Origin of the sequence: Pseudomonas sp., assembly GCF_030698175.1 — a bacterium.
Classification (GTDB): Bacteria; Pseudomonadota; Gammaproteobacteria; order Pseudomonadales; family Pseudomonadaceae; genus Aquipseudomonas.
Map to the genome: position 1 here is coordinate 163,702 of NZ_JAUYNT010000029.1, position 21,708 is coordinate 185,409.

A 21,708-nucleotide genomic window follows, 5' to 3' on the forward strand; every position below is an offset into this window, starting at 1 on the left:
TTGGCGGCCCCATAGAGGCCCCGACTGATTACCGTGATTCCATTAGCCAAGTCCGCCTTCGGGCGGTTAAACGAAGATACCTGAACCATGGCCACTATCCACGTAGACGGCAAGGCGTTCGAAGTTGACGGTGCAGACAACCTGTTACAGGCCTGTCTGTCACTCGGCCTCGACATCCCCTATTTTTGCTGGCACCCAGCCCTGGGCAGCGTTGGCGCTTGTCGCCAGTGCGCAGTCAAACAGTACACCGACGAGAACGACAAACGTGGTCGTCTGGTGATGTCCTGCATGACCCCGGCCACCGATAAAAGCTGGATTTCCATCGACGACGAAGAGGCCAAGCAGTTTCGCGCCAGCGTGGTCGAATGGCTGATGACCAACCACCCACACGATTGCCCAGTGTGTGAAGAAGGCGGTCACTGCCACTTGCAAGACATGACGGTAATGACCGGCCACAACCAGCGTCGTTACCGTTTCAGCAAACGCACCCACCAAAACCAAGAACTCGGGCCTTTTATCGCCCACGAGATGAACCGCTGCATCGCCTGCTACCGCTGCGTGCGTTACTACAAAGACTACGCCGGCGGCACCGATCTGGGCGTGTTCGGCGCCCACGACAACGTCTATTTCGGTCGCGTCGAAGATGGCGTCTTGGAAAGCGAGTTTTCCGGCAACCTCACCGAAGTCTGCCCGACCGGCGTGTTTACCGACAAAACCCACTCCGAGCGCTACACCCGTAAATGGGACATGCAGTTCTCGCCGAGCATCTGCCATGGCTGCGCCTCCGGCTGCAATATCAGCCCCGGCGAGCGTTACGGCGAAATCCGCCGCATCGAAAACCGCTTCAATGGCTCGGTGAACCAGTATTTCCTCTGTGACCGTGGCCGCTTCGGCTATGGCTACGTCAATCGCACCGACCGTCCACGCCAACCACGCATTGCCAATGGCAACAGCCTGAGCCTGGATGTGGCGCTGGATAACGCCGCGGTTTTGCTCAAAGACCGCCGCGTAATCGGCATCGGCTCGCCACGGGCCAGCCTAGAAAGCAACTTTGCCCTGCGTGAGTTGGTCGGCGCTGAGAACTTCTACTCGGGTGTTGCGGCCAACGAGCTGGATTGCCTGCGCTTAACACTGAAAATTCTGCAAGACAGCCCGCTGCCAATCGCCTCGATGCGCGAAATCGAAACACACGATGCGGTGTTCGTGCTCGGTGAAGACCTGACCCAAACCGCTGCGCGCATCGCCCTGGCGCTGCGGCAAACGGTTAAAGGCAAGGCTATCGCCATGGCCGAGGCGATGAAAGTTCAGCCTTGGCTAGATGCGGCAGTACAGAACATCGGCCAACACGCGCTTAACCCGCTGTTTATCGCCAGCCTGACCGCGACCAAGCTCGATGATGTTGCCGAAGAATGCGTACACGCCGCCACTGATGATCTGGCGCGCTTAGGCTTTGCCGTGGCCCACGCCATCGATGCCAGCTCGCCGGCGGTCGCCAACCTCGATCCAGAAGCGGCAGCCTTGGCCCAGCGGATTGCTACTGCACTACTGAACGCCAAACGCCCGTTGCTGGTTTGCGGTGCATCCCTCGGTTCACCAGCCATTCTGCAAGCCAGTGCCAATATCGCCAAAGCCCTGAAGCTGCGTGAGAAGAACGCGTCGATCAGCTTGGTGGTGACTGAGGCCAACAGCCTCGGTCTGGCCCTGCTGACCAGCAAAGCCCAAGGCGATTCAGTTGAAGCAGGCCTGCAAACCCTGATCGACGGCCAAGCCGATGCCTTGATCGTGCTGGAAAACGATCTTTATCGCCGCACCGACAGCGCTCTGGTGGATGCAGCCTTGCAAGCCGCCAAGGTGCTGATTGTGCTCGACCACCAGCACACGCCAACCGCCGCCCGCGCCGACTTGCTGCTGCCAGCCGCCAGTTTTGCCGAAGGCGATGGCACCCTGGTCAGCCAGGAAGGTCGTGCGCAGCGCTTCTTCCAGGTCTTCGAGCCGGCGTATTACGACGACAAGATATTGATTCGTGAAGGCTGGCGCTGGCTGCATGCCCTGCACAGCACAATGCGGCACAAGCCGGTGGACTGGACCCAACTGGACCAGGTCACCGAAGCCTGCGCCGCCGCGCAAACAGAACTGGCTGGCATCCTTGATGCAGCGCCGAGTGCGGCCTTCCGCATCAAGGGCCTAAAGCTGGCCCGGGCACCGTTGCGCTACAGCGGTCGCACCTCGATGCGCGCCGATATCAGCGTGCATGAACCACGCACCCCACAGGATCAGGACAGCGCCTTCGCCTACTCGATGGAAGGCTACTCGGGCGCCGCCGAACCACGCCAGCAGGTGCCGTTCGCCTGGGCGCCGGGCTGGAACTCACCGCAAGCCTGGAACAAGTTCCAGGATGAAGTCGGCGGCCATCTGCGTGCCGGCGACCCTGGCACCCGTTTAATCGAGCCTAAAGGTGATGGCCTGACCTGGTTCACCAGCGTGCCGGGCCCATTCGCACCGGCCGCCGGTCACTGGCAAGTGGTGCCGCTGTACCACCTGTTTGGCAGCGAAGAAACCTCGGCCCGCGCCGAACCCTTGCAAACCCGGATACCTCAGGCCTATGTCGCCATGGCGAAAGCTGAAGCCGACAAACTGGGCGTTAACGATGGCGCAATGCTCAGCCTGAAAATCGGCGAAGCCAGCCTGCGTTTACCGCTCCAGATCGACGACAACCTAAGCCTTGGCGTGATTGGTTTGCCCGTCGGTTTGCACGGTATTCCGTCAGTGCTGTTTGGCAAGTTCGCCCACACCCTGCAGGAGGCCGCGCTATGAGTTGGCTGACTCCCGACTTGCTGGATATCCTCTGGGCGATGGTCAAAGCCGTGATCATCTTGCTTACGGTGGTGATCTGCGGCGCACTCCTGAGCTGGGTTGAGCGACGCTTGCTGGCGCTCTGGCAAGACCGCTACGGCCCGAACCGGGTAGGTCCCTTCGGTGCTTTTCAAATCGCCGCGGACATGGTGAAGATGTTCTTCAAGGAAGACTGGACGCCGCCGTTCGCCGACAAGATGATCTTCACCATCGCACCGATCGTGGCCTTCAGCACCTTGCTGATCGCCTTTGCCGTGGTGCCTATCACGCCAACCTGGGGCGTGGCGGATCTGAACATCGGCTTGTTGTTCTTCTTCGCCATGGCCGGCTTGACCGTCTATGCGGTGCTGTTCGCCGGCTGGGCCAGTAACAACAAGTTCGCCCTGCTCGGCAGCTTGCGCGCCTCCGGCCAGACCATTTCCTATGAAGTCTTTATGGGCCTGTCGTTGATGGGGGTGGTGGCGCAAGCTGGATCGTTCAACCTGCGCGAGATCGTCGAATACCAGGCGCAAAACCTCTGGTTCATCATTCCGCAGTTCATTGGTTTCTGTACCTTCTTTATCGCCGGCGTGGCCGTGACTCACCGTCACCCATTCGACCAACCGGAAGCCGAGCAAGAACTGGCCGACGGTTATCACATTGAATATGCCGGGATGAAATGGGGCATGTTCTTCGTCGGTGAATACGTCGGCATCGTGTTGATTTCCGCGCTGTTGGTGACGCTGTTCTTCGGCGGCTGGCATGGACCTTTTGGGTTACTGCCGTCGATTCCCTTTATCTGGTTTGCCCTGAAAACCGCTTTCTTCATCATGATCTTTATCTTGCTGCGCGCCTCCATTCCACGCCCGCGCTATGACCAGGTGATGACCTTTAGCTGGACGTTCTGCCTGCCGCTGACCCTGCTCAATCTGTTGGTAACTGCAGCCCTGGTGCTGCTGAATGCCACGCCCAGCGCGCTGCAGTGAGGACAATGAACATGCTCAAATATATCCTGCATATCCTCCACGGCACCTACACCCAACTGCGCAGCATGGTGATGGTGTTTTCCCATGCATTTCACAAGCGCGACACCCTGCAGTACCCGGAAGAAGCCGTGTATCTGCCACCGCGTTATCGGGGCCGCATCGTCCTGACCCGCGACCCCGACGGTGAAGAGCGCTGCGTGGCCTGCAACCTCTGTGCGGTGGCCTGCCCGGTGGGCTGTATCGCCCTGCAAAAAGCCGAAACCGAGGACGGTCGTTGGTATCCCGAGTTTTTCCGGATCAACTTCTCGCGCTGCATTTTCTGCGGCCTGTGTGAAGAAGCCTGCCCAACCACCGCCATTCAGCTCACCCCAGACTTCGAAATGGCTGACTACAAGCGCCAAGACTTGGTTTACGAGAAGGAAGATCTACTGATTTCCGGCCCCGGCAAAAACCCTGACTACAACTTTTACCGGGTTGCCGGCATGGCAATCGCTGGCAAACCTAAAGGGGCTGCGCAAAACGAAGCCCAACCGATCAACGTGAAGAGCTTGCTGCCCTAAGGAGACCCTGTGGAATTTGCTTTCTATTTTGCCGCCGGCGTCGCGGTGATGGCCACCTTAAGGGTGATCACCAACACCAACCCGGTACACGCACTGCTTTATCTAATCGTCTCGCTGTTGGCGGTATCGGTGCTGTTTTTCAGCCTCGGCGCGCCCTTTGCCGGGGTTCTGGAAATTATCGTTTACGCCGGCGCCATCATGGTGCTGTTTGTCTTCGTGGTGATGATGCTCAACCTCGGGCCAGCCTCTAGTGCGCAAGAGCGCCAGTGGATGACCCCCGGTATCTGGGGCGGCCCGTCGATGATGGCCTTGGCTCTGCTCTGCGAGATGCTCTACGTGCTGCTTGGCAATCACAGCGGAGCGGCCCTTGGCTTAACCACTGTGGATGCAAAAGCAGTAGGTATCAGTCTGTTCGGCCCCTACCTGTTGGTGGTTGAACTGGCATCGATGTTACTGCTGGCGGCCCTGGTGGCTGCCTTCCACCTCGGCCGACACGAGGCGAACGAATAACTATGTATGCAATTCCTATGGAGCACGGCCTGGCCGTTGCGGGTGTGCTGTTTTGCTTAGGGCTGGTGGGCCTGATGGTTCGACGCAACATCCTCTTCGTGCTGATGAGCTTGGAAATCATGATGAATGCTGCGGCACTGGCCTTTATCGTGGCCGGCAGTCGTTGGGGGCAACCGGATGGCCAGGTGATGTTTATTCTGGTGATTTCGCTGGCAGCCGCCGAAGCCAGTATTGGCTTGGCGATTTTGCTGCAACTGTATCGGCGCTTTCATACCCTCGATATTGACGCTGCTAGCGAGATGCACGGATGAATTTCTTATTCCTGACATTCCTCTTTCCGTTGCTCGGCTTCTGTCTGCTGGCGTTTTCTCGCGGCCGCTTTTCCGAGAACCTTTCGGCCCTGATCGGGGTTGGTTCAGTCGGTTTATCCGCCCTGACCAGCGCCGTGATTATCTGGCAATTTAATACCAACCCACCGGCTGGCGGCGTTTATACCCAGCTGCTGTGGCAATGGATGTCGGTGGATGGTTTTGCACCCAACTTCACCCTGTACCTGGATGGTCTGTCGCTGACCATGCTGGGCGTGGTTACCGGTGTGGGCTTTCTGATCCATCTGTTTGCTTCCTGGTACATGCGCGGCGAAGCCGGCTATTCGCGGTTTTTTGCCTACACCAATCTGTTTATTGCCAGCATGTTGTTTCTGGTGCTCGGCGATAACCTGCTGTTTCTGTACTTCGGCTGGGAAGGTGTGGGGCTGTGCAGCTACCTGCTGATCGGCTTTTATTACAGCAATCGCAACAACGGCAATGCAGCCCTTAAAGCCTTTATCGTCACCCGTATTGGCGATGTCTTTATGGCCATCGGCTTGTTCATTTTGTTCCAGCAACTGGGCACCCTGAATATCCAGGAACTGCTGATTCTTGCGCCACAGAAATTCGCCATCGGCGACTTCTGGATCGAGTTGGCCACCCTGATGTTGCTGGGCGGTGCAGTCGGTAAATCGGCGCAATTACCCCTACAAACCTGGCTGGCCGATGCCATGGCCGGCCCCACCCCGGTCTCGGCCCTGATCCACGCCGCAACCATGGTCACCGCCGGCGTTTACCTGATTGCCCGCACCAACGGTTTGTTTTTGCTGGCGCCGGACATTCACCAACTGGTTGGCATCGTCGGCGCCGCGACCCTGGTCCTGGCCGGCTTTGCCGCTCTGGTGCAAACCGACATCAAACGCATCCTCGCTTACTCCACCATGAGCCAGATCGGCTATATGTTTCTCGCTCTCGGCGTCGGCGCTTGGGATGGCGCGATCTTTCACCTGATGACCCACGCCTTCTTCAAAGCCTTGCTGTTTCTTGCCTCGGGGGCGGTGATTGTGGCCTGCCACCATGAGCAGAACATTTTCAAGATGGGCGGCCTGTGGAAGAAACTGCCCCTGGCCTACACCAGCTTTATCGTCGGTGGTGCGGCGCTGTCGGCCTTGCCATTGGTGACCGCAGGTTTCTATTCGAAAGATGAAATTCTTTGGGAAGCCTTTGCCAGTGGCCATCAGAATCTGCTAATCGCGGGTCTGGTCGGCGCCTTTATGACCTCGCTCTACACCTTCCGCCTGATCTTCATCACCTTCCACGGTGAAGCCAAAAGCGAAGCCCACGCCGGCCACGGCATCAGCTACTGGTTGCCATTGTCGGTGCTGATCGTGCTGTCGACCTTTATCGGCGCGCTTATTACTCCGCCACTGGCCGGGGTATTGCCGCAAAGCGTCGGCCATGCCGGTGGCGGCGCCCAGCATCAACTGGAGCTGATTTCGGGCGGTATCGCACTCGCGGGCATTCTGCTGGCGGCCTTGCTGTATCTGGGTAAGCGCCGCGTGGTGACGGCCATCGCCAGCAGCGCGCCAGGGCGCTTACTCAGCACTTGGTGGTTTGCCGCCTGGGGCTTCGACTGGATCTACGACAAGCTCTTCGTTAAGCCCTACCTGCTGGTGTGTCGCTTGCTAGCCCGTGACCCACTGAACAGCACCATGACTCTGCTACCAACTCTGGTTCGCAAGGCTCACCATCTGCTGGTACGCACCCAGACCGGCAACATACGTTGGTATGCCTACTCGATGGTTGCTGGCGCCGTACTGTTGCTGGGCACTGCCCTGCTGACGACGGTTTGATATGAATTTACATCTTTGCGCAAGGAACTGAGCACGTCATGATTCTGCCCTGGCTAATCCTGATCCCCTTTATTGGCGGCCTACTGTGCTGGCAAGCTGAGCGCTTTGGCTCATCCTTGCCGCGTACAATCGCCATGCTTACCATGCTGCTGGAACTGGCCCTGGGCCTCTGGCTATGGTTTACCGGCGACTTTCAACTGGCGCCGCACCCCGGTGCCGATCCCGTCTGGACCCTGGAGTTCAAGCAGGTCTGGATCGAACGTTTCGGCATCAACTTTCACCTGGCGATGGATGGCTTATCGCTGCTGATGATTCTGCTCACCGGCTTGCTCGGTGTGCTGTCGGTGCTCTGCTCGTGGAGTGAGATCCAGAAAAACGTCGGCTTTTTCCACCTCAATTTGATGTGGATTCTGGGCGGCGTGATCGGGGTGTTTCTCGCCCTCGATCTGTTTCTGTTCTTCTTCTTCTGGGAAATGATGCTGGTCCCCATGTACTTCCTGATTGCCCTGTGGGGACACAGTTCAATCGACGGTAAGAGCCGCATCTACGCCGCCACCAAGTTCTTTATTTACACCCAGGCCAGCGGTTTGATCATGCTGGTGGCGATTCTTGGTTTGGTGTTCGTTAACTTCAATAGCACCGGCGTGCTGACCTTCGACTACAGCCTACTGCTGAAAGCCGAACTGCCGCCAGCCACCGAATACATCCTGATGCTCGGCTTCTTTATCGCCTTCGCGGTCAAGTTACCGGTGGTGCCGTTTCACTCCTGGCTGCCGGATGCCCACGCCCAGGCGCCTACGGCGGGCTCGGTGGACTTGGCCGGTATTCTGCTAAAAACTGCGGCCTATGGCTTGCTGCGCTTCGCCCTGCCGCTGTTTCCCAATGCCTCCGCCGAGTTTGCCCCGATCGCCATGACCCTCGGTCTGGTCGGGATTTTCTACGGCGCGCTGCTGGCCTTTGCGCAAACCGACATCAAGCGTTTGGTGGCTTACTCCAGCGTTTCGCACATGGGCTTTATCCTCATCGGCATCTACTCCGGCAGCCAACAAGCGCTGCAAGGCGTGGTGATACAGATGCTCGCCCACGGTTTGTCGGCCGCGGCACTGTTTATCCTCTGTGGCCAGTTGTATGAGCGCATGCACACCCGCAACATGCGCGAGATGGGTGGCCTGTGGTCACGGATTGCCTATCTGCCGGCCATCAGCCTGTTCTTCGCCGCCGCCTCGCTGGGCTTGCCGGGCACCGGTAACTTTGTCGGTGAGTTCCTGATTTTGCTCGGCTCGTTCACCGCCACCCCTTGGATTGTGGTGATTGCCACCTCAGGTTTGGTGTTCGGCTCGGTCTACTCACTGATCATGATCCATCGTGCCTACTTCGGCCCGGCAAAATCAGAGCAAGCCCTGCACGGCATGAATAGCCGCGAACTGGGCATGACCCTGAGCCTGGCAGTCTTGATAGTGCTGCTTGGGGTTTATCCGCAGCCGATTCTGGACACTTCGGCCGCCACCATGCACGGTGTGCAAAGCTGGCTGAGCACAGCCTTTACTCAACTCGCTGCGGCCCGCTAGCTGCTTTATGGAAAGTCATGCCATGCAACTGACGACAGAACATTTTATCGCCCTACTGCCGCTGCTGGTCACCTGCGCCACCAGCGTGCTGGTGATGCTGGCTATCGCTTGGCGGCGTAATCATGCACAAACCTATCTGCTGACGGTTACCGGCCTGGTGTTGGCGCTGCTGGCGATTATTCCTGCACTTAAAGTCACCCCAATCGCGGTCACCGAACTGCTGCAGGTGGATAACTTCGCCTGTTTTTACATTGGTCTGATCCTGGTCGCCACACTGGTTTGCGTCACCCTCGCCCACGCTTATATGAAAGGTTATCCGGGTAACCGCGAAGAGCTTTACCTGCTGATTATCCTGGCTGCCGCCGGCGGCATTGTGCTGGTAAGCGCGCGGCACCTAGCGGGACTGTTTATCGGCTTGGAGCTGCTTTCGGTGCCGGTTTACGGCATGGTCGCTTACGCGTTTTTCAACAAGCGCTCACTGGAAGCCGGCATCAAGTACATGGTGCTGTCAGCCGCCGGCTCGGCGTTTTTGCTGTTCGGCATGGCGCTGTTGTATGCCGACGCCGGCACCCTGAGCTTTGCCGGGCTGGGCGCCAAGCTGTCCGCCGAGGGTTCACTCAGTCAACTGGTGCACTTAGGGATCGGCATGATGCTGATCGGCCTGGCGTTCAAGCTGTCACTGGTGCCCTTCCACCTGTGGACACCCGATGTCTATGAAGGCGCGCCCGCGCCGGTGGCGGCCTTCCTGGCTACGGCCAGCAAGGTCGCGGTGTTTGCCGTGTTGCTGCGTCTGTATCAACTGTCACCGGCCATGGCCGGCGGCTGGTTGAATGACCTGCTGAGCCTGATTGCGATTGCCTCGATTTTGCTCGGCAACCTGCTGGCACTGATGCAAAGCAACCTTAAGCGCCTGTTGGGTTACTCATCGATTGCCCACTTCGGCTACCTGTTGGTGGCGTTGATCGCCAGCAAAGGCTTGGCGGTCGAGGCGATAGGCGTCTACCTGACCACCTATGTGCTGACCAGCCTTGGCGCTTTTGGTGTGGTCACGCTGATGTCGACGCCGTACCACGGCCGCGATTGCGATGCTCTGTATGAATACCGCGGACTGTTCTGGCGCCGCCCAAACCTGACTGCAGTAATGACCTTGATGATGCTATCGCTGGCCGGCATTCCGCTAACCGCAGGCTTTATCGGCAAGTTCTACATTGTGGCGGTCGGGGTTGAGTCGCACCTTTGGTGGTTACTGGGTGCCTTGGTCATCGGCAGTGCCATTGGTGTGTTCTATTACCTGCGGGTGATGGTCACCCTGTTTCTGGTCGCGCCGGGCCTGCATCGTCACGATGCACCGGAGAACTGGGGCCAGCGCACCGGCGGCATCATGTTGATGGCCATGGCGGGGCTGACCTTGTTTCTCGGGGTCTACCCGCAGCCGCTGCTGGAGCTGCTGCAGCACACCGGACTTACGGCACTTTAAGCCGCAGAGTTGCGAAACTAACAAGCCCCGACATGTTCGGGGCTTGTTAGTTTTAGGACAACACAATCAGTGCCAGCAATAGATAGCGGGCGCTCTTAGCCAGCAACACCAAGACTAAAAAGCTCGGCAATGGCTCGCGCAGCACGCCGGCGACCAGGGTCAGCGGGTCGCCGACTATCGGCAGCCAGCTGAGTAACAGACTCCAGCGCCCATAGCGCTGATACCAGTGCTGCGCTCGCTGCAATTGCGCAGGCGTCACCGGAAACCAGCGGCGTTGTTGAAAGCGGCTAAGCGAGCGGCCAAGCCACCAATTAATGGTTGAGCCCAGGGTATTGCCGGCAATAGCCGCCAACAGTAAACCGCTGAGGCTATAGCTATCGGTGAGCAGCAGCGCGACTAAGCCGGCCTCGGACTGCATCGGCAATAAAGTCGCAGCCAACAGCGCGAGAAAAAACAGTCCAGCGTAGGCCATCAGAATTTCGCCAGGTTCACGCAGCCTTCCAACCGCTGACGATAATCGCCATGCCCAGCAAGCTGATGGCGGCACCGAACCAGTCGAGACTGGACAGCTTGATGCCGTCCACCCAGCGCAGCCACAGCAAGGCACTGGCCACATAGACCCCACCGTAAGCGGCATAGACCCGGCCACTGGCGGCCGGGTGCAAGCTCAGTAGCCAGACAAACAGCGCCAGACTCAGCGCCGCCGGCAGCAGCAACCACACCGAAGCCTCTTTACGCAGCCACAAATACGGCAAGTAACAGCCAAGAATTTCCGCAATTGCGGTCGCAAAGAACAAGCCAAAGGTTTTCAGCAGCATCTAGTACTCACAACAGGGGGGATTTCAATCTATGGCTAGGGCGCCATGCGTAGTTCAGCGCGCGCCTGGCCTAGCACTTGCCAGGCCGAAGCCAGCGCCAAGCTGGCCATAATGCCGGCAACCAGCAAATCTGGCCAGGCACTGCCACTGCCCAACACGCCGAGTGCAGCCAGCAACACCGCCACATTGCCCAAGGCGTCATTGCGGGTACAGAGCCAGACACTGCGCATATTGCTATCGCCGTCGCGCCAGGCATACAGCAAGGCCGCCACGGCTAAATTGGCCAACAGGGCCAAGCCACCAATCAGACCCATGGTGGCCGCCACCGGCACACCGCCCTGCCAGGCATTCCAAGCAGTTGCCACTAATACCCCCAAACCAAACAACGCCATGCACACAGCCTTGAATTGGGCGGCGCGGGCACGCCAACTCAAACTCATGGCCAGCACAAATAAACTGATGGCGTAGTTACCAGCATCAGCGAGGAAATCCAGCGAGTCGGCGAGCAACGCCACCGAGCCGGCGCGGATACCGCTGCTAATTTCGATCGCAAACATGGCCGCGTTAATCAACAAAGCCAACCATAACACCCGCCGATAGGCCGGGCTCAGGTGCTTGGCAACGGGTTCAGCATGACAACAATGGGCACTCATATGATTCTCCTGAATTGATTTCAAGCGTAGGCTAAAGCCTGTAGCCACTACAGGGTCAAGTCTTATGAACAAGATATATCGCATCGGCGAGTTGAGCCGCGAGAGCGCCGTCAATCTGGAAACCATCCGCTATTACGAGCGCATTGGCCTGCTACAACAGCCGGCGCGCAACGCCTCCGGTTACCGTAGCTATCAGCAGGAAGATGTACGCCGCCTGAGCTTTATCCGCCGCGGCCGCGAACTGGGTTTTAGCATCGAAGAGTTAAAAACCCTGCTGCAACTGGCCGACCACCCCCACAGCCCTTGCGCCGAGGCCGATCAGTTGGCGCAAGCACACCTGCAGCAAGTGGACGCGCGCATCGCCGACCTACAGCAAATGCGCAGCGTGCTGCAGAGCCTGGTGGGCTGCTCAGCGGCCAGCGCCGAACACTGCCGCTTACTGGAGACCCTGGATCGACGCACCTGCTGCGTCGCCCCCGACAGTCACTGAGGCAAGTTGGGCGAATAGTTCGAGCATTAATCTGCACGCTCCGTGCATAATTCCAACCACTGATTGTTTGGTGCTTTTTGCATTAATCATTGGCTCGCTTAGGCAACTGCATAAAGAACAGCCAAAATCGGCCGGTAAAAACCAGTCGAAAGCACAACACCGCAGGAGTTTCAGGTGCCGTTTAATCGCATTTCCATCCAATGGAAAATCACCCTCCTTGCCGGCTTGTGCTTGCTGGTGATCGTTACTCTGCTGGTCGGCGCCTCGCTGTATCAATCCCAAAAAAGTAGCGAAGTGTTCAAGCACGCCAGCAGCCAAATGCTCGAAGAAGCGGCCCGCGCCGGCGAGGCGGGTCAAGGCTTTGCGGTGGTTGCCGATGAGGTGCGTAACCTGGCCAAACGCACGCAAGACTCGGTGGAAGAAATACGCCAGGTGATCGAAGCCTTGCAAACCGGTACGCGCGAAGTGGTCAGCTCGATGCACAGCAGCCATCGTCAAGCACAGGGCAGCGTCGTGCAGGTCGAAGCCGCAGTGACGGCCCTGCGCCGGATTGGCGACGCGGTCGGGGTGATCACCGACATGAACATGCAAATTGCCAGTGCCGCCGAGGAGCAAAGCTCGGTGGCGGATGAAATCAACCGCAACGTCACCTCAATCCGTGACGTGACCGAGTCCATTTCCGGCCAGGCCCAAGAGTCGTCTGAAGTTGGCCAGGCACTCAATCGACTGGCCAATCAGCAGCAAAAGTTGATGGACCAATTTCGCGCCTAGTAAGCCTGAACGGCCGCTTTAAATACGGGTGGCTCAATGCATGGCGCCATCGGCGCTTTGCTCTGGCGGCTGCTTCCTTGCCTAAGCCTGCGCGCCCGTCTAGCCTGCCGACACCTGTTCAGGAGATGCCTTAATGCTCAACGTAGTTTTAGTCGCCGGATCCAGCCGCACCAACAGTCAATCGGGCAAGGTCGCCCGTTTTCTTCGTCAACGGCTAATTGAACTGGACCACAGCAGCCTTGATCTGTGCACGGTTATTGACTTAGGCCTTGGCCCTTTACCGCTCTGGCCTAGCGATGACAGCGGCCCCTGGAGCCAGTACGCCGAACGATTAAAAGCCGCCGACGCGCTGGTAATAGTTGCGCCTGAGTGGAATGGCATGGCCTGCCCGGCGATCAAAAATTTCTTTATCTATGCCAGCAAAGCCGAACTCGCACACAAACCCGGTTTGCTGGTTGGTGTTTCGGCGGGCGTCGGCGGGGCTTATCCGATTAGCGAGCTGCGCGCCTCCAGCTACAAAAATTGCCGGCTTTGCTATATCCCCGAGCACCTGATTATCCGCCACGTCGAGCAGCAGTTTAACCAGGCCTGCGCCGCCAACGTCGACGAGCAACACCTGCGCGCACGCATCGATTACGCCCTGGATGTGCTGCAAAAATACAGTGTCGCCTTGCGGCCGGTACGCGCGTCCATCGATCTGAGTCAGGCCGAGTTTGCTAACGGCATGTAACTGTCTTCGCGATTGGCTCGCGCTCATCGCCTTAACCCGCGCTCTGCTGCAAAGCACATTTAAGCGCAGCCAAATGGGTCCAGCCGCAGCATCCAGCTCAGGCGCAGCGGTGTTATTCAGCAGGTGAAGTCGCTTGGTCTGCACCTACAGGTATTTATACTGGCGCATCTGCAATGGAGACGCGCATGACGGCAATACAGATCAAATTTCCCGCTTTGACCCTTAAAGCCGGCCAGCGCGCGCTGCTGCGCATTCGCCAACAGGGCCTTAAGCCCGCCGATGTGGGAATTTTGCCGGGCGCCGCCGGCGGGCCAAAGGCACTGGGCATTCAGGGCCTGGATCTGGCCTTATTTGGCGACTGGCTGCCCCGCGCGCCCCGCGAACGAGCCTTGATTGGCGCCTCGATCGGCTCTTGGCGCTTTGCCAGCGCCTGCCTGCCCGATGCCGCCGCCGGGATTCGCCGGCTGGGCGAACTCTACACCGCGCAGCGCTTCGGTAAAGACGCGAGCATGGCGCAGATCAGTGAATGTTGCCGGGTGATGCTCGATAACTTGCTCGACGGTCAGGCGCACAGCCTGCTGAACAATGCCCACTATCGCTTGAATATCATGCTGGTCAAAAGCCATGGCCTGCTGGCCGAGGATCATCGTGGGCGGCTGGGCCTCGGCTTGTCGGCGGCGATTGGCAACAACCTGCTGAGTCGCGCACGGCTCGCCAAACACTTTGAACGGCTGATTGTGCATGACCCACGCCAGGCCCCGCCCCTACATAGCCTGCATGACTTCCCTTCGCGTTTTGCCGCCTTGGACGCAGACAATCTAAAGCACGCGCTGCTGGCCTCGGGCTCTATCCCCATGGTGATGCAAGGGGTGCGCGATATACCCGGGGTTGGCGCCGGCACTTATCGCGATGGCGGCTTGCTCGACTACCACCTCGACCTGCCCTTCAAGGGCGATGACGTGGTGCTCTACCCGCACTTTACCGACCAGGTGATACCCGGGTGGTTCGACAAGAGCCTGCCGTGGCGGCGCGCCGATCCAGGCCGGATGCAGGATGTGTTGTTATTGGCGCCCTCGCGCGAGTATTTGGCGCGCCTGCCCCATGGCAAGCTGCCTGATCGCAGCGACTTTAAGCGCTACCTGGGCGATGACGCCGGGCGTGAACGTTATTGGCGCACCGCCATCAGTGAAAGCCAAAGGCTAGGTGATGAGTTTCTGCAACTGGCAGACAATGACCAGCTCGCCGAGCGACTGCTCGCGCTCTGACAGACGACCTGTTAACTCGATTCTTTATCGGCGGCGCCCTTAGCTGCGCCGCGTTTGCCAAAGGTAGTGTGATGGCCCGCTTGACCCTGCAGTTCCCAGAAGACCAGTACTGTTTCAGCACCTTGTTGACGGTACGGGTGACCGACATCAACGCCGCCAAGCACCTAGGCAATGACTCGATGATTTCGATGATCTCCGAGGCGCGGGCACTGTTTTTCTTCGAGTTTGGCATTGTAGAGACGGCCGCCGACGGTGTTGGCATTATCGTCACCGACCTGGCCACCACCTATAAAGCCGAAGCCCACGCCCGCGATCAATTGCTGTTTGAAGTGGGCGTCATGGACTTCAATCCTTACGGCGGCGATATCACCTTTCGCATCACCCGTCCCGCCGATGGCGTACTGGTAGCCATGGCAAAGTCCGGTTTTGTGTTCTTCAACTACCCGTCGCTCAAGGTGGTTGGTATGCCCGCGGAGTTCCCCAGCAAGTTCGCCAAGATCAATTGGCTAGTCTGAAACCGCAGCGCGCCCCAACTCGGAGCGCCGCCTCTAGATGCGCCCTGTTTTAGCTCGCCAACCTCATTAACCCCCGACTAACAGGCCCATTTTCGGCCATTAGAAAACTTGGCTCAGCTTTTGCTATTACCTAATCCAAGGTAACCAAAGGCGGTTATCCATAACGACAAAGACGTCGCGGCATTCTTGCTCTACAGCAGGCAGTGCGGCGCCGTTTTTTTTCGTGTGGCCCCAGCGTTTGGGGCGGTGGACTGACCGTGATCCGGGCATCTGCTTACAACTCTCTAACCTTACTACGGCCTTGGCCGCAGGGTTGTCCGCCACAAGCGGGCGACCACCCCGGCGGATTTTGCTCAGCGTGTCCACGACCATGCTGCAGCCAAATCCTGCTGGGCCCTTTTGAGCCAATGAGGTGTTCGATGAATACAAGTTTCTGGAAAGCCGGCCACGCGCCTACGCTGTTCGCAGCTTTTCTCTATTTCGATTTAAGTTTCATGATCTGGTATGTACTGGGTCCTATGGGCGTGCAGATCGCGACCGACCTGCAGCTCACCACCCAACAACGCAGCATGATGGTGGCCACGCCTATTTTGGCCGGTGCCGTATTGCGCTTTCTGATGGGAATTTTGGCCGACCGCACCTCGCCAAAAACTGCCGGCCTGATTGGTCAGGTGATTGTCATAGCGGCACTCTTTTGCGCCTGGCAACTGGGCATCCACAGCTATGAGCAAGCCCTGCTGCTAGGTATCTTCCTCGGTTTTGCCGGTGCCTCGTTTGCCGTGTCGCTGCCACTGGCCTCGCAGTGGTATCCGCCTGAGCACCAGGGTAAAGCCATGGGCATTGCAGGCGCCGGCAACTCCGGCACCGTGCTGGCCGCGTTATTCGCCCCGGCATTGGCCACCGCATACGGCTGGAACAACGTCTTCGGCTTGGCACTTATTCCACTGACCCTGACCTTGGTGATCTTTGCCAGCGTGGCCCGCAACGCCCCTAACCGTCCACCGGTGAAGGCCATGAGCGACTACCTCAAAGCCCTCGGTGACCGTGACAGCTGGTGGTTTATGTTTTTCTACAGCGTGACCTTCGGTGGTTTCCTGGGATTGGCCAGTACCCTGCCCGGTTACTTCCATGACCAATACGGCTTCGACCCAGTTAAAGCCGGTTACTACACCGCCGCCTGCGTCTTTGCCGGCAGCCTGATGCGCCCACTCGGTGGTGCATTGGCCGACCGCATTGGCGGCATCCGCAGCCTGCTGGTGGTTTACACCATCGCCTCCCTGAGCATCTGCGCAGTGGGTTTCAACTTACCTAGCGCAACAGCGGCCTTAGCCTTGTTTGTTGTGGCCATGCTCTGCCTGGGCGCCGGTAACGGCGCGGTATTCCAGCTGGTACCCCAGCGCTTTCGCAAAGAAATCGGTGTGATGACTGGCCTGATCGGCATGGCTGGCGGCATCGGTGGTTTCCTCTTGGCGGCCGGTCTCGGTGCGGTCAAGCAGTCCACCGGCGACTACCAACTGGGCCTGTGGATGTTTGCCAGCCTCGGCATTCTGGCCTGGGTGGGTCTGTATGGGGTTAAGCTGCGCTGGAGAACCACTTGGGGTTCGGCGGCCGCAACTGCTGCCCGCGTCTAATCTAAGCCGCACCTAAGTTGCCCGCGCCGGTTCAGCCGTCGCGGGCTTTTTGTTATTGGTTGTGAGAGCACTGCATGAGCCTGCAATTGAGTTTTGGCGAAGCCACTGCCACCGGCCCTCGGGCTGAGAATCAGGACGCACTGCGCATCGTTACGCCTACCGCCGCCTTGGCGGCCAGCAAGGGCAGCCTGTTTGCCCTGGCCGATGGTGTAAGCCAGTGCGCCGACGGCGGTTTGGCCGCGCGAGCCACCTTGCAGGCGCTGGCACTGGATTACTACGCCACCCCCGAAACCTGGGCGGTGGTGCAATCGCTGGACCGCCTCCTAATCGCCCACAACCGCTGGCTGCAAGCCAACGGTGGCGGCCAACCCTTGCTGACCACCCTGACCGCCCTGGTGCTGCGCGGCCGGCGCTTCACCTTGGCGCATGTCGGTGATTGCCGCGCCTACCGCTGGCACGCCGGCGCACTGGAGCGTTTGACCGAGGAGCATGTGTGGGAGCAGCCGGGCATGCAGCACGTACTCAAGCGCGCCATGGGCCTCGATCAGCATTTGGTGGTCGACTATCTAGAGGGTGAACTGCGGGTCGGTGAAAGCTTTTTGCTGGTCTGCGATGGCATCTGGGCGGTGCTGGGCGACCTTGGCGTGCAGCGGATTTTACAAGACGAACCCGACCCCAGCGCAGCCTGCCAGGCTTTGGTTTGCGCCGCCCACTTGGCCGGCAGCCAAGACAATGCCAGCGCCATGCTGGTGAGAATCGACAGCCTGCCGCAAAGCGCGCTGGCCGACACCCTGGCGCAACTGGGGCACTGGCCTTTGCCGGCGAAACTGCGCGCAGGGCAAAGCTTTGAAGGCTGGACAGTCGAGGGGTTAGTCGCCGAATCACGCCAATCAGTCATGTATCGCGTGCGCGACGCCCAAGACCGTCACTGGCTGCTGAAAACCTTACCGACCAACCGGCATGCCGATGAGTTCGCCGGACCTGCGTTGCTGCAAGAGGAGTGGTTTCTTAAGCGCGTGGCTGGGCGTTACTTTCCCGAAGCGCACCCACTGCCGCAACGACAGCATCTGTATTACGTGCAACGTGAATACAACGGCCAGACCCTTGCCGAACAGTTTCGCCAGAGCGGCCCGTTGGGCCTGCCGCAATGGCTTGAGCTAGCACCACGCTTGCTACGCGCCGTCGGCATGCTGCACCGGCGCAATATTTTGCACCGCGACATCAAACCCGAAAACCTGCTGTGGGGCGAAGATGGCGAGTTGCGTGTGCTGGATCTGGGCCTGGCCTATTGTCCAGGCCTGTCGCGCGACGAAGCCCATGCCCTACCCGGCACACCAAGTTACATCGCCCCGGAAGGCTTTGCCGGCGCAGCCCCAAGTGCCCGACAAGATCTCTATGCGGTCGGTGTGACACTTTATTACCTGCTCACGGGGCACTATCCCTACGGGGAAATTGAAGCCTTTCAGCATCCGCGTTTCGGCACACCGACAGCGGCCAGCCGCTACCGTCCCGATCTACCCTGGTGGTTGGATGAGTGCTTGAATCGAGCCGTCGCCGCCAACCCCGAAGAGCGCTTTGAAACCGCCGAAGAATACTTGCTGGTGATTGAGCGCGGCGAACGTGAAGCCATCAGCAGCCGTCCAAGACCCTTGCTTGAACGCGAGCCATTAAAGGTTTGGCGTGGCTTGGCCCTGCTCTCGCTGCTACTGAATTTGCTGTTATTGGTGCTGCTGATGCGTGGCTGAAATACCGCCAGCTAAGGCTGGCGGTATTTCACACTGAAGGGCTTTGCTTAGGTTCTAAAAGCTTGCCTTGAAACCAACCCATGCGGGTTGGCTTCAGTTTTCGGTTAGCTTTCGATATGCACCGCGAATTTGTCCGGCAAGCTGACGATGGTTTGAAACTGGCGAAAATCCGCACCGACCGCACTGTCGGTAAATTCAAAGCGAATACTGCCGCCCTCACGAGCAACAAAATCCTTCACCGCGTCCATGCCAACGCCACGCCCGGAAACCTCGGTCACCGCCTCGGCAGTTGAGAAGCCCGCCTCGAAGATTACCTTGGCAACCTCCTCGTCGCTGCTTTGCTCACCGTTAGGCAACATATTTTTCTCCAGCGCGATGCGCCGAATACGCCCCAACGCCAAACCCTTGCCGTCATCGCCAAGACGCAGCGTGAACTGGCCCGCCTCGGCGCCAAGCTCAAGCTTGATATTGCCTGCCGCAGATTTACCCTTAGCGATGCGCACCTCGGCGGTTTCCAAGCCATGGTCCATCGAGTTGCGGATCAGGTGCATAAATACGTTTTTAAGTATGCCGCTGACCTGACCGCGCACCACATAGCCATGCTCTTCGATGGTAATGATTGGCGCTTCTTTACCCAGTTCAGCCGCCAAGGATGGCAGGGACTCAAACACCCCATCCAGGGTTTCGCCAATATGCTCAGTACCCAACAGTCGCAGCGTACGCCTTACCGCTTTGTGCGCCTCAACCAAGTCATGCATGCTCGACATATTGGCTGCTTCGAGTTGCAGCAAGGTCTCATGGATGTGCTCTTTATCCACCATCAGGTAGCGCTCGACGCTGCCACGCCGTCCCGGCCCTTTGCGGCCCAAGGTAACCTCGTTGATCTTCTCGTACTTGGCCAACAAATCAGCGACTGATTGCAGTTGCTCAAGCAAGGCGGCCTGATTCCATTCAAGTTCTGAATCTTGCCGAAGGTCGTCGTAGGTCTGCTCCGCCTCATGCACCACGTTAGTGAGATGCTGCAACGCATAGGTCCGCGCATTGCCTTTGATGGTGTGCATGTTACGAAACAACTGGGAAATAACCTCGGTTTGCAGCGTCTCGGTGTTTTTGATGAGCACCCGGTTCTCTTCGACAAACTGTGTGGAGCCAGAGATAAACTCGTGAAACTTCTCCTGATTGACTGCAAGAATTTCACCAATGACTTCCAGCTCGCGCTTCTGCTCACCAGCCTCGGCCGCCAATTTACGCAGCTCGGTGACATCCCGTACGCAGAGCATCAAGCTGACAATCATGTCGTTGTCGTCGGTGATAGCCGACCAACTCAGCTCAAGGCTTTTAATTCGACCATCCGTCATGGTCTTCTCGAACTCAGTGACCATCAGGTGCGAGTTGAACTCGAAGTTCATGATGTCTTCGCCGATACAGGCGCCGCCAACGGCCTCAACCTGCGAGAGTGTATCGGCGCCCAGATTGGAGTTAGCAAACAGCAAGTCCATCACTTCGCGACCAGCGATCTGGTTGGTTTCGAGGATGGTTTCCAAATAGGCCGAATATTCTGAGTGGATCAAGCCACCATCAATAATGGTGAGAATCCCCTGCGGCATGTTCTGCAGCATGGTTTGAATATCATTGGTTTTCTGCCGCAGCTGGGCAGAACTGGCCTCAATCTTGGCGATCATGCCGTTGAAGGCAACGATGGTGACGCCGATTTCGTCGTGGGTTTGCACCTCTACGCGGCGGCTAAAGTCGTTGTTCTTCTCAATATCACCAATCGCCTCAATCATTCGGGTGAGGGGTTTATGGATAGAACGAGACATCAAGATACCGAACAACAGCGAGAAGAGAATGATCCCCGCCGCCAGACCAATCATTTGTTTTTTCGACTGTTCAACGGTGGCAATCGCATCATTGGAGGCTTTGACGCTGGCCTCGCTCAAGTAGCGATACAGACCCGAGACCCCATCGGTCATGTAGGTTTCGCCGGTTTTAATATTGCGCAGAAAACCTTCGTACTGGAACATTAACGTTTCGTGGGTTGCCTTATCGTGGCGGGCGGACAGCTCTATGAGTGGCGCATCGAGCTTTTTGTCAGCTTTTTCCCACATTTTTGAACTATCAACCAAGGACGCCCACAACTGCTGTTCTTCTTCATCTTTTGGCAGTTTTTCGTAGCGGTCCCACGCTTCTTTCAGGTCTAGCAGTACGTCGTCACGATCCGCCTTTAGGCCTTCAAACAAACGGTACTCACCGGAAACATCCTTGTATTCCAAGACAGTTTTATTGAGGCCACCCAACTTGAGCAGTGAGCTCTGCATCTGACCTACGTTAAGAGCCGCCTGCAGCTTGGTTTCGCCCAAATAGGTGATGGTGGTCAGGGCGCGGTTCATACCGATGATGCCTAGCGCACACATAAACGCCAGTCCAAGCGATGAAAGCGCCAAGGTAAGGCGCAGCTTGGTTTTTATCTGAATGCCTTTTTTATTTTCCGACGCGGTGTTGGAGCTCATAGTGCCTCACTTATTGTTTTGCGTGTTTAACCGTGAGCGTCATCGGCGACCTCTGTTAGCTGCGCACTGATGACGCTGCGGCCAAGGTTAAACGGCCAGCTTTTTGAACGTAGCGATCACGGCAGCGCCGCTGAAGGGTTTAACAATCCAGCCTTTGATACCGGCAGCTTTACCGCGCTCTTTCATGCTTGGGCTGTTTTCAGTGGTCAGCATGATGATGTTGACCGTGGTGTTGCGCAGCTCCCCACGAATTTTCTCAGCCATGGTCAGGCCGTCCATGTTCGGCATGTTGACGTCTGAAACCACCAATTTAATCGCGGGATCTGCCCGCAATTTGTCCAGGCCGTCTTTGCCGTCTACCGCTGAGGTGACCGTAAGACCGTTCGCTTTGAGGAAGTCGCACACTTCGTTGCGCACAGTGCTTGAATCGTCGACTACCAATATTTGAGCCATTTAGGAGTTCCTTGCTTGCTTATGAAGTGTTTA

The 21,708-nt window shown here is 58.0% G+C and carries 19 protein-coding genes and 1 pseudogene; 15 read left to right on the forward strand and 5 right to left on the reverse strand.

From position 1 onward, the window contains the following. The first annotated feature begins 87 nt into the window (after positions 1 to 87). Genes nuoG through nuoN form a run of 8 tightly spaced genes read left to right on the forward strand, consistent with a single transcriptional unit; the run spans position 88 to position 10,094 of the window. Positions 88 to 2,814 carry an NADH-quinone oxidoreductase subunit NuoG gene (gene nuoG / locus Q8R10_RS16080; RefSeq protein ID WP_305654862.1) on the forward strand — a complete coding sequence of 909 codons (2,727 nt, stop codon included), beginning with the start codon at positions 88 to 90 and terminating at the stop codon, positions 2,812 to 2,814. Continuing rightward, positions 2,811 to 3,818 (forward strand): NADH-quinone oxidoreductase subunit NuoH, encoded by a 1,008-nt coding sequence (nuoH, locus tag Q8R10_RS16085; RefSeq protein ID WP_305654863.1) that lies wholly within the window; start codon positions 2,811 to 2,813, stop codon positions 3,816 to 3,818. Before nuoG ends, nuoH begins: the two co-directional genes overlap by 4 nt. A gap of 11 nt (positions 3,819 to 3,829) precedes the next feature. Beyond that, positions 3,830 to 4,378 carry an NADH-quinone oxidoreductase subunit NuoI gene (gene nuoI, locus Q8R10_RS16090; RefSeq protein WP_305654864.1) on the forward strand — a complete coding sequence of 183 codons (549 nt, stop codon included), beginning with the start codon at positions 3,830 to 3,832 and terminating at the stop codon, positions 4,376 to 4,378. Positions 4,379 to 4,387: 9 nt separating this feature from the next. Continuing rightward, positions 4,388 to 4,888 (forward strand): NADH-quinone oxidoreductase subunit J, encoded by a 501-nt coding sequence (gene nuoJ / locus Q8R10_RS16095; RefSeq protein ID WP_305654865.1) that lies wholly within the window; start codon positions 4,388 to 4,390, stop codon positions 4,886 to 4,888. Between the two features lie 2 nt (positions 4,889 to 4,890). After that, positions 4,891 to 5,199: an NADH-quinone oxidoreductase subunit NuoK gene (nuoK, locus tag Q8R10_RS16100; protein WP_305654866.1), complete on the forward strand. Its 309-nt coding sequence runs from the start codon at positions 4,891 to 4,893 to the stop codon at positions 5,197 to 5,199. Continuing rightward, positions 5,196 to 7,049 (forward strand): NADH-quinone oxidoreductase subunit L, encoded by a 1,854-nt coding sequence (gene nuoL / locus Q8R10_RS16105; RefSeq protein ID WP_305654867.1) that lies wholly within the window; start codon positions 5,196 to 5,198, stop codon positions 7,047 to 7,049. The genes nuoK and nuoL overlap by 4 nt, the downstream gene beginning before the upstream one ends. A 38-nt stretch (positions 7,050 to 7,087) precedes the next feature. Next, positions 7,088 to 8,617, forward strand: coding sequence for an NADH-quinone oxidoreductase subunit M (gene nuoM / locus Q8R10_RS16110; protein WP_305654868.1), 1,530 nt, complete (start codon positions 7,088 to 7,090; stop codon positions 8,615 to 8,617). A gap of 22 nt (positions 8,618 to 8,639) precedes the next feature. Further along, on the forward strand, positions 8,640 to 10,094 hold the full coding sequence (nuoN, locus tag Q8R10_RS16115) for an NADH-quinone oxidoreductase subunit NuoN (protein WP_305654869.1): 1,455 nt from the start codon (positions 8,640 to 8,642) through the stop codon (positions 10,092 to 10,094). 52 nt (positions 10,095 to 10,146) lie between these two features. Here the strand turns inward: nuoN and Q8R10_RS16120 are convergent, their stop codons facing one another. Genes Q8R10_RS16120 through Q8R10_RS16130 form a run of 3 tightly spaced genes read right to left on the reverse strand, consistent with a single transcriptional unit; the run spans position 10,147 to position 11,565 of the window. Beyond that, complete coding sequence (locus Q8R10_RS16120) at positions 10,147 to 10,566, reverse strand: YqaA family protein (protein WP_371133360.1); 420 nt, start codon at positions 10,564 to 10,566, stop codon at positions 10,147 to 10,149. A 16-nt stretch (positions 10,567 to 10,582) separates the two neighbouring features. Further along, a complete protein-coding gene (locus tag Q8R10_RS16125; RefSeq protein WP_371133361.1) occupies positions 10,583 to 10,912 on the reverse strand; it encodes a YnfA family protein in 330 nt (109 codons plus the stop codon). Positions 10,913 to 10,947: 35 nt separating this feature from the next. Beyond that, positions 10,948 to 11,565: a cation transporter gene (locus tag Q8R10_RS16130; RefSeq protein WP_305654870.1), complete on the reverse strand. Its 618-nt coding sequence runs from the start codon at positions 11,563 to 11,565 to the stop codon at positions 10,948 to 10,950. 64 nt (positions 11,566 to 11,629) lie between these two features. Between Q8R10_RS16130 and Q8R10_RS16135 the strand changes: the two genes are divergently transcribed. From Q8R10_RS16135 to Q8R10_RS16165, 7 genes and pseudogenes are all read left to right on the forward strand, one after another. Further along, entirely contained in the window at positions 11,630 to 12,055 is a 426-nt protein-coding gene (locus Q8R10_RS16135) for a helix-turn-helix domain-containing protein (protein ID WP_305654871.1), read from the forward strand. 327 nt (positions 12,056 to 12,382) lie between these two features. Beyond that, a pseudogene (locus tag Q8R10_RS16140) lies at positions 12,383 to 12,826 on the forward strand (methyl-accepting chemotaxis protein); the annotation flags it as partial. 133 nt (positions 12,827 to 12,959) lie between these two features. After that, entirely contained in the window at positions 12,960 to 13,556 is a 597-nt protein-coding gene (locus Q8R10_RS16145; protein ID WP_305654872.1) for an NADPH-dependent FMN reductase, read from the forward strand. 185 nt (positions 13,557 to 13,741) lie between these two features. Then, a complete protein-coding gene (locus Q8R10_RS16150; protein ID WP_305654873.1) occupies positions 13,742 to 14,821 on the forward strand; it encodes a patatin-like phospholipase family protein in 1,080 nt (359 codons plus the stop codon). A 71-nt stretch (positions 14,822 to 14,892) separates the two neighbouring features. Then, on the forward strand, positions 14,893 to 15,336 hold the full coding sequence (locus Q8R10_RS16155) for a thioesterase family protein (RefSeq protein ID WP_305654874.1): 444 nt from the start codon (positions 14,893 to 14,895) through the stop codon (positions 15,334 to 15,336). A gap of 419 nt (positions 15,337 to 15,755) precedes the next feature. Then, the gene (locus tag Q8R10_RS16160; RefSeq protein WP_305654875.1) at positions 15,756 to 16,967 is read left to right on the forward strand and encodes an MFS transporter; all 1,212 of its coding nucleotides are present in this window, start codon (positions 15,756 to 15,758) and stop codon (positions 16,965 to 16,967) included. Positions 16,968 to 17,041: 74 nt separating this feature from the next. Beyond that, on the forward strand, positions 17,042 to 18,712 hold the full coding sequence (locus Q8R10_RS16165; protein WP_305654876.1) for a bifunctional protein-serine/threonine kinase/phosphatase: 1,671 nt from the start codon (positions 17,042 to 17,044) through the stop codon (positions 18,710 to 18,712). A 104-nt stretch (positions 18,713 to 18,816) separates the two neighbouring features. Here Q8R10_RS16165 and Q8R10_RS16170 read toward each other — a convergent pair whose 3' ends face one another. Together Q8R10_RS16170 and Q8R10_RS16175 are read right to left on the reverse strand one after the other, a co-directional pair. Beyond that, positions 18,817 to 21,222, reverse strand: a complete 2,406-nt coding sequence (locus Q8R10_RS16170) for a HAMP domain-containing protein (RefSeq protein WP_305654877.1) — start codon at positions 21,220 to 21,222, stop codon at positions 18,817 to 18,819. Positions 21,223 to 21,309: 87 nt separating this feature from the next. Further along, positions 21,310 to 21,675 carry a response regulator gene (locus tag Q8R10_RS16175; RefSeq protein WP_305654878.1) on the reverse strand — a complete coding sequence of 122 codons (366 nt, stop codon included), beginning with the start codon at positions 21,673 to 21,675 and terminating at the stop codon, positions 21,310 to 21,312. Between the last annotated feature and the right edge of the window lie 33 nt (positions 21,676 to 21,708).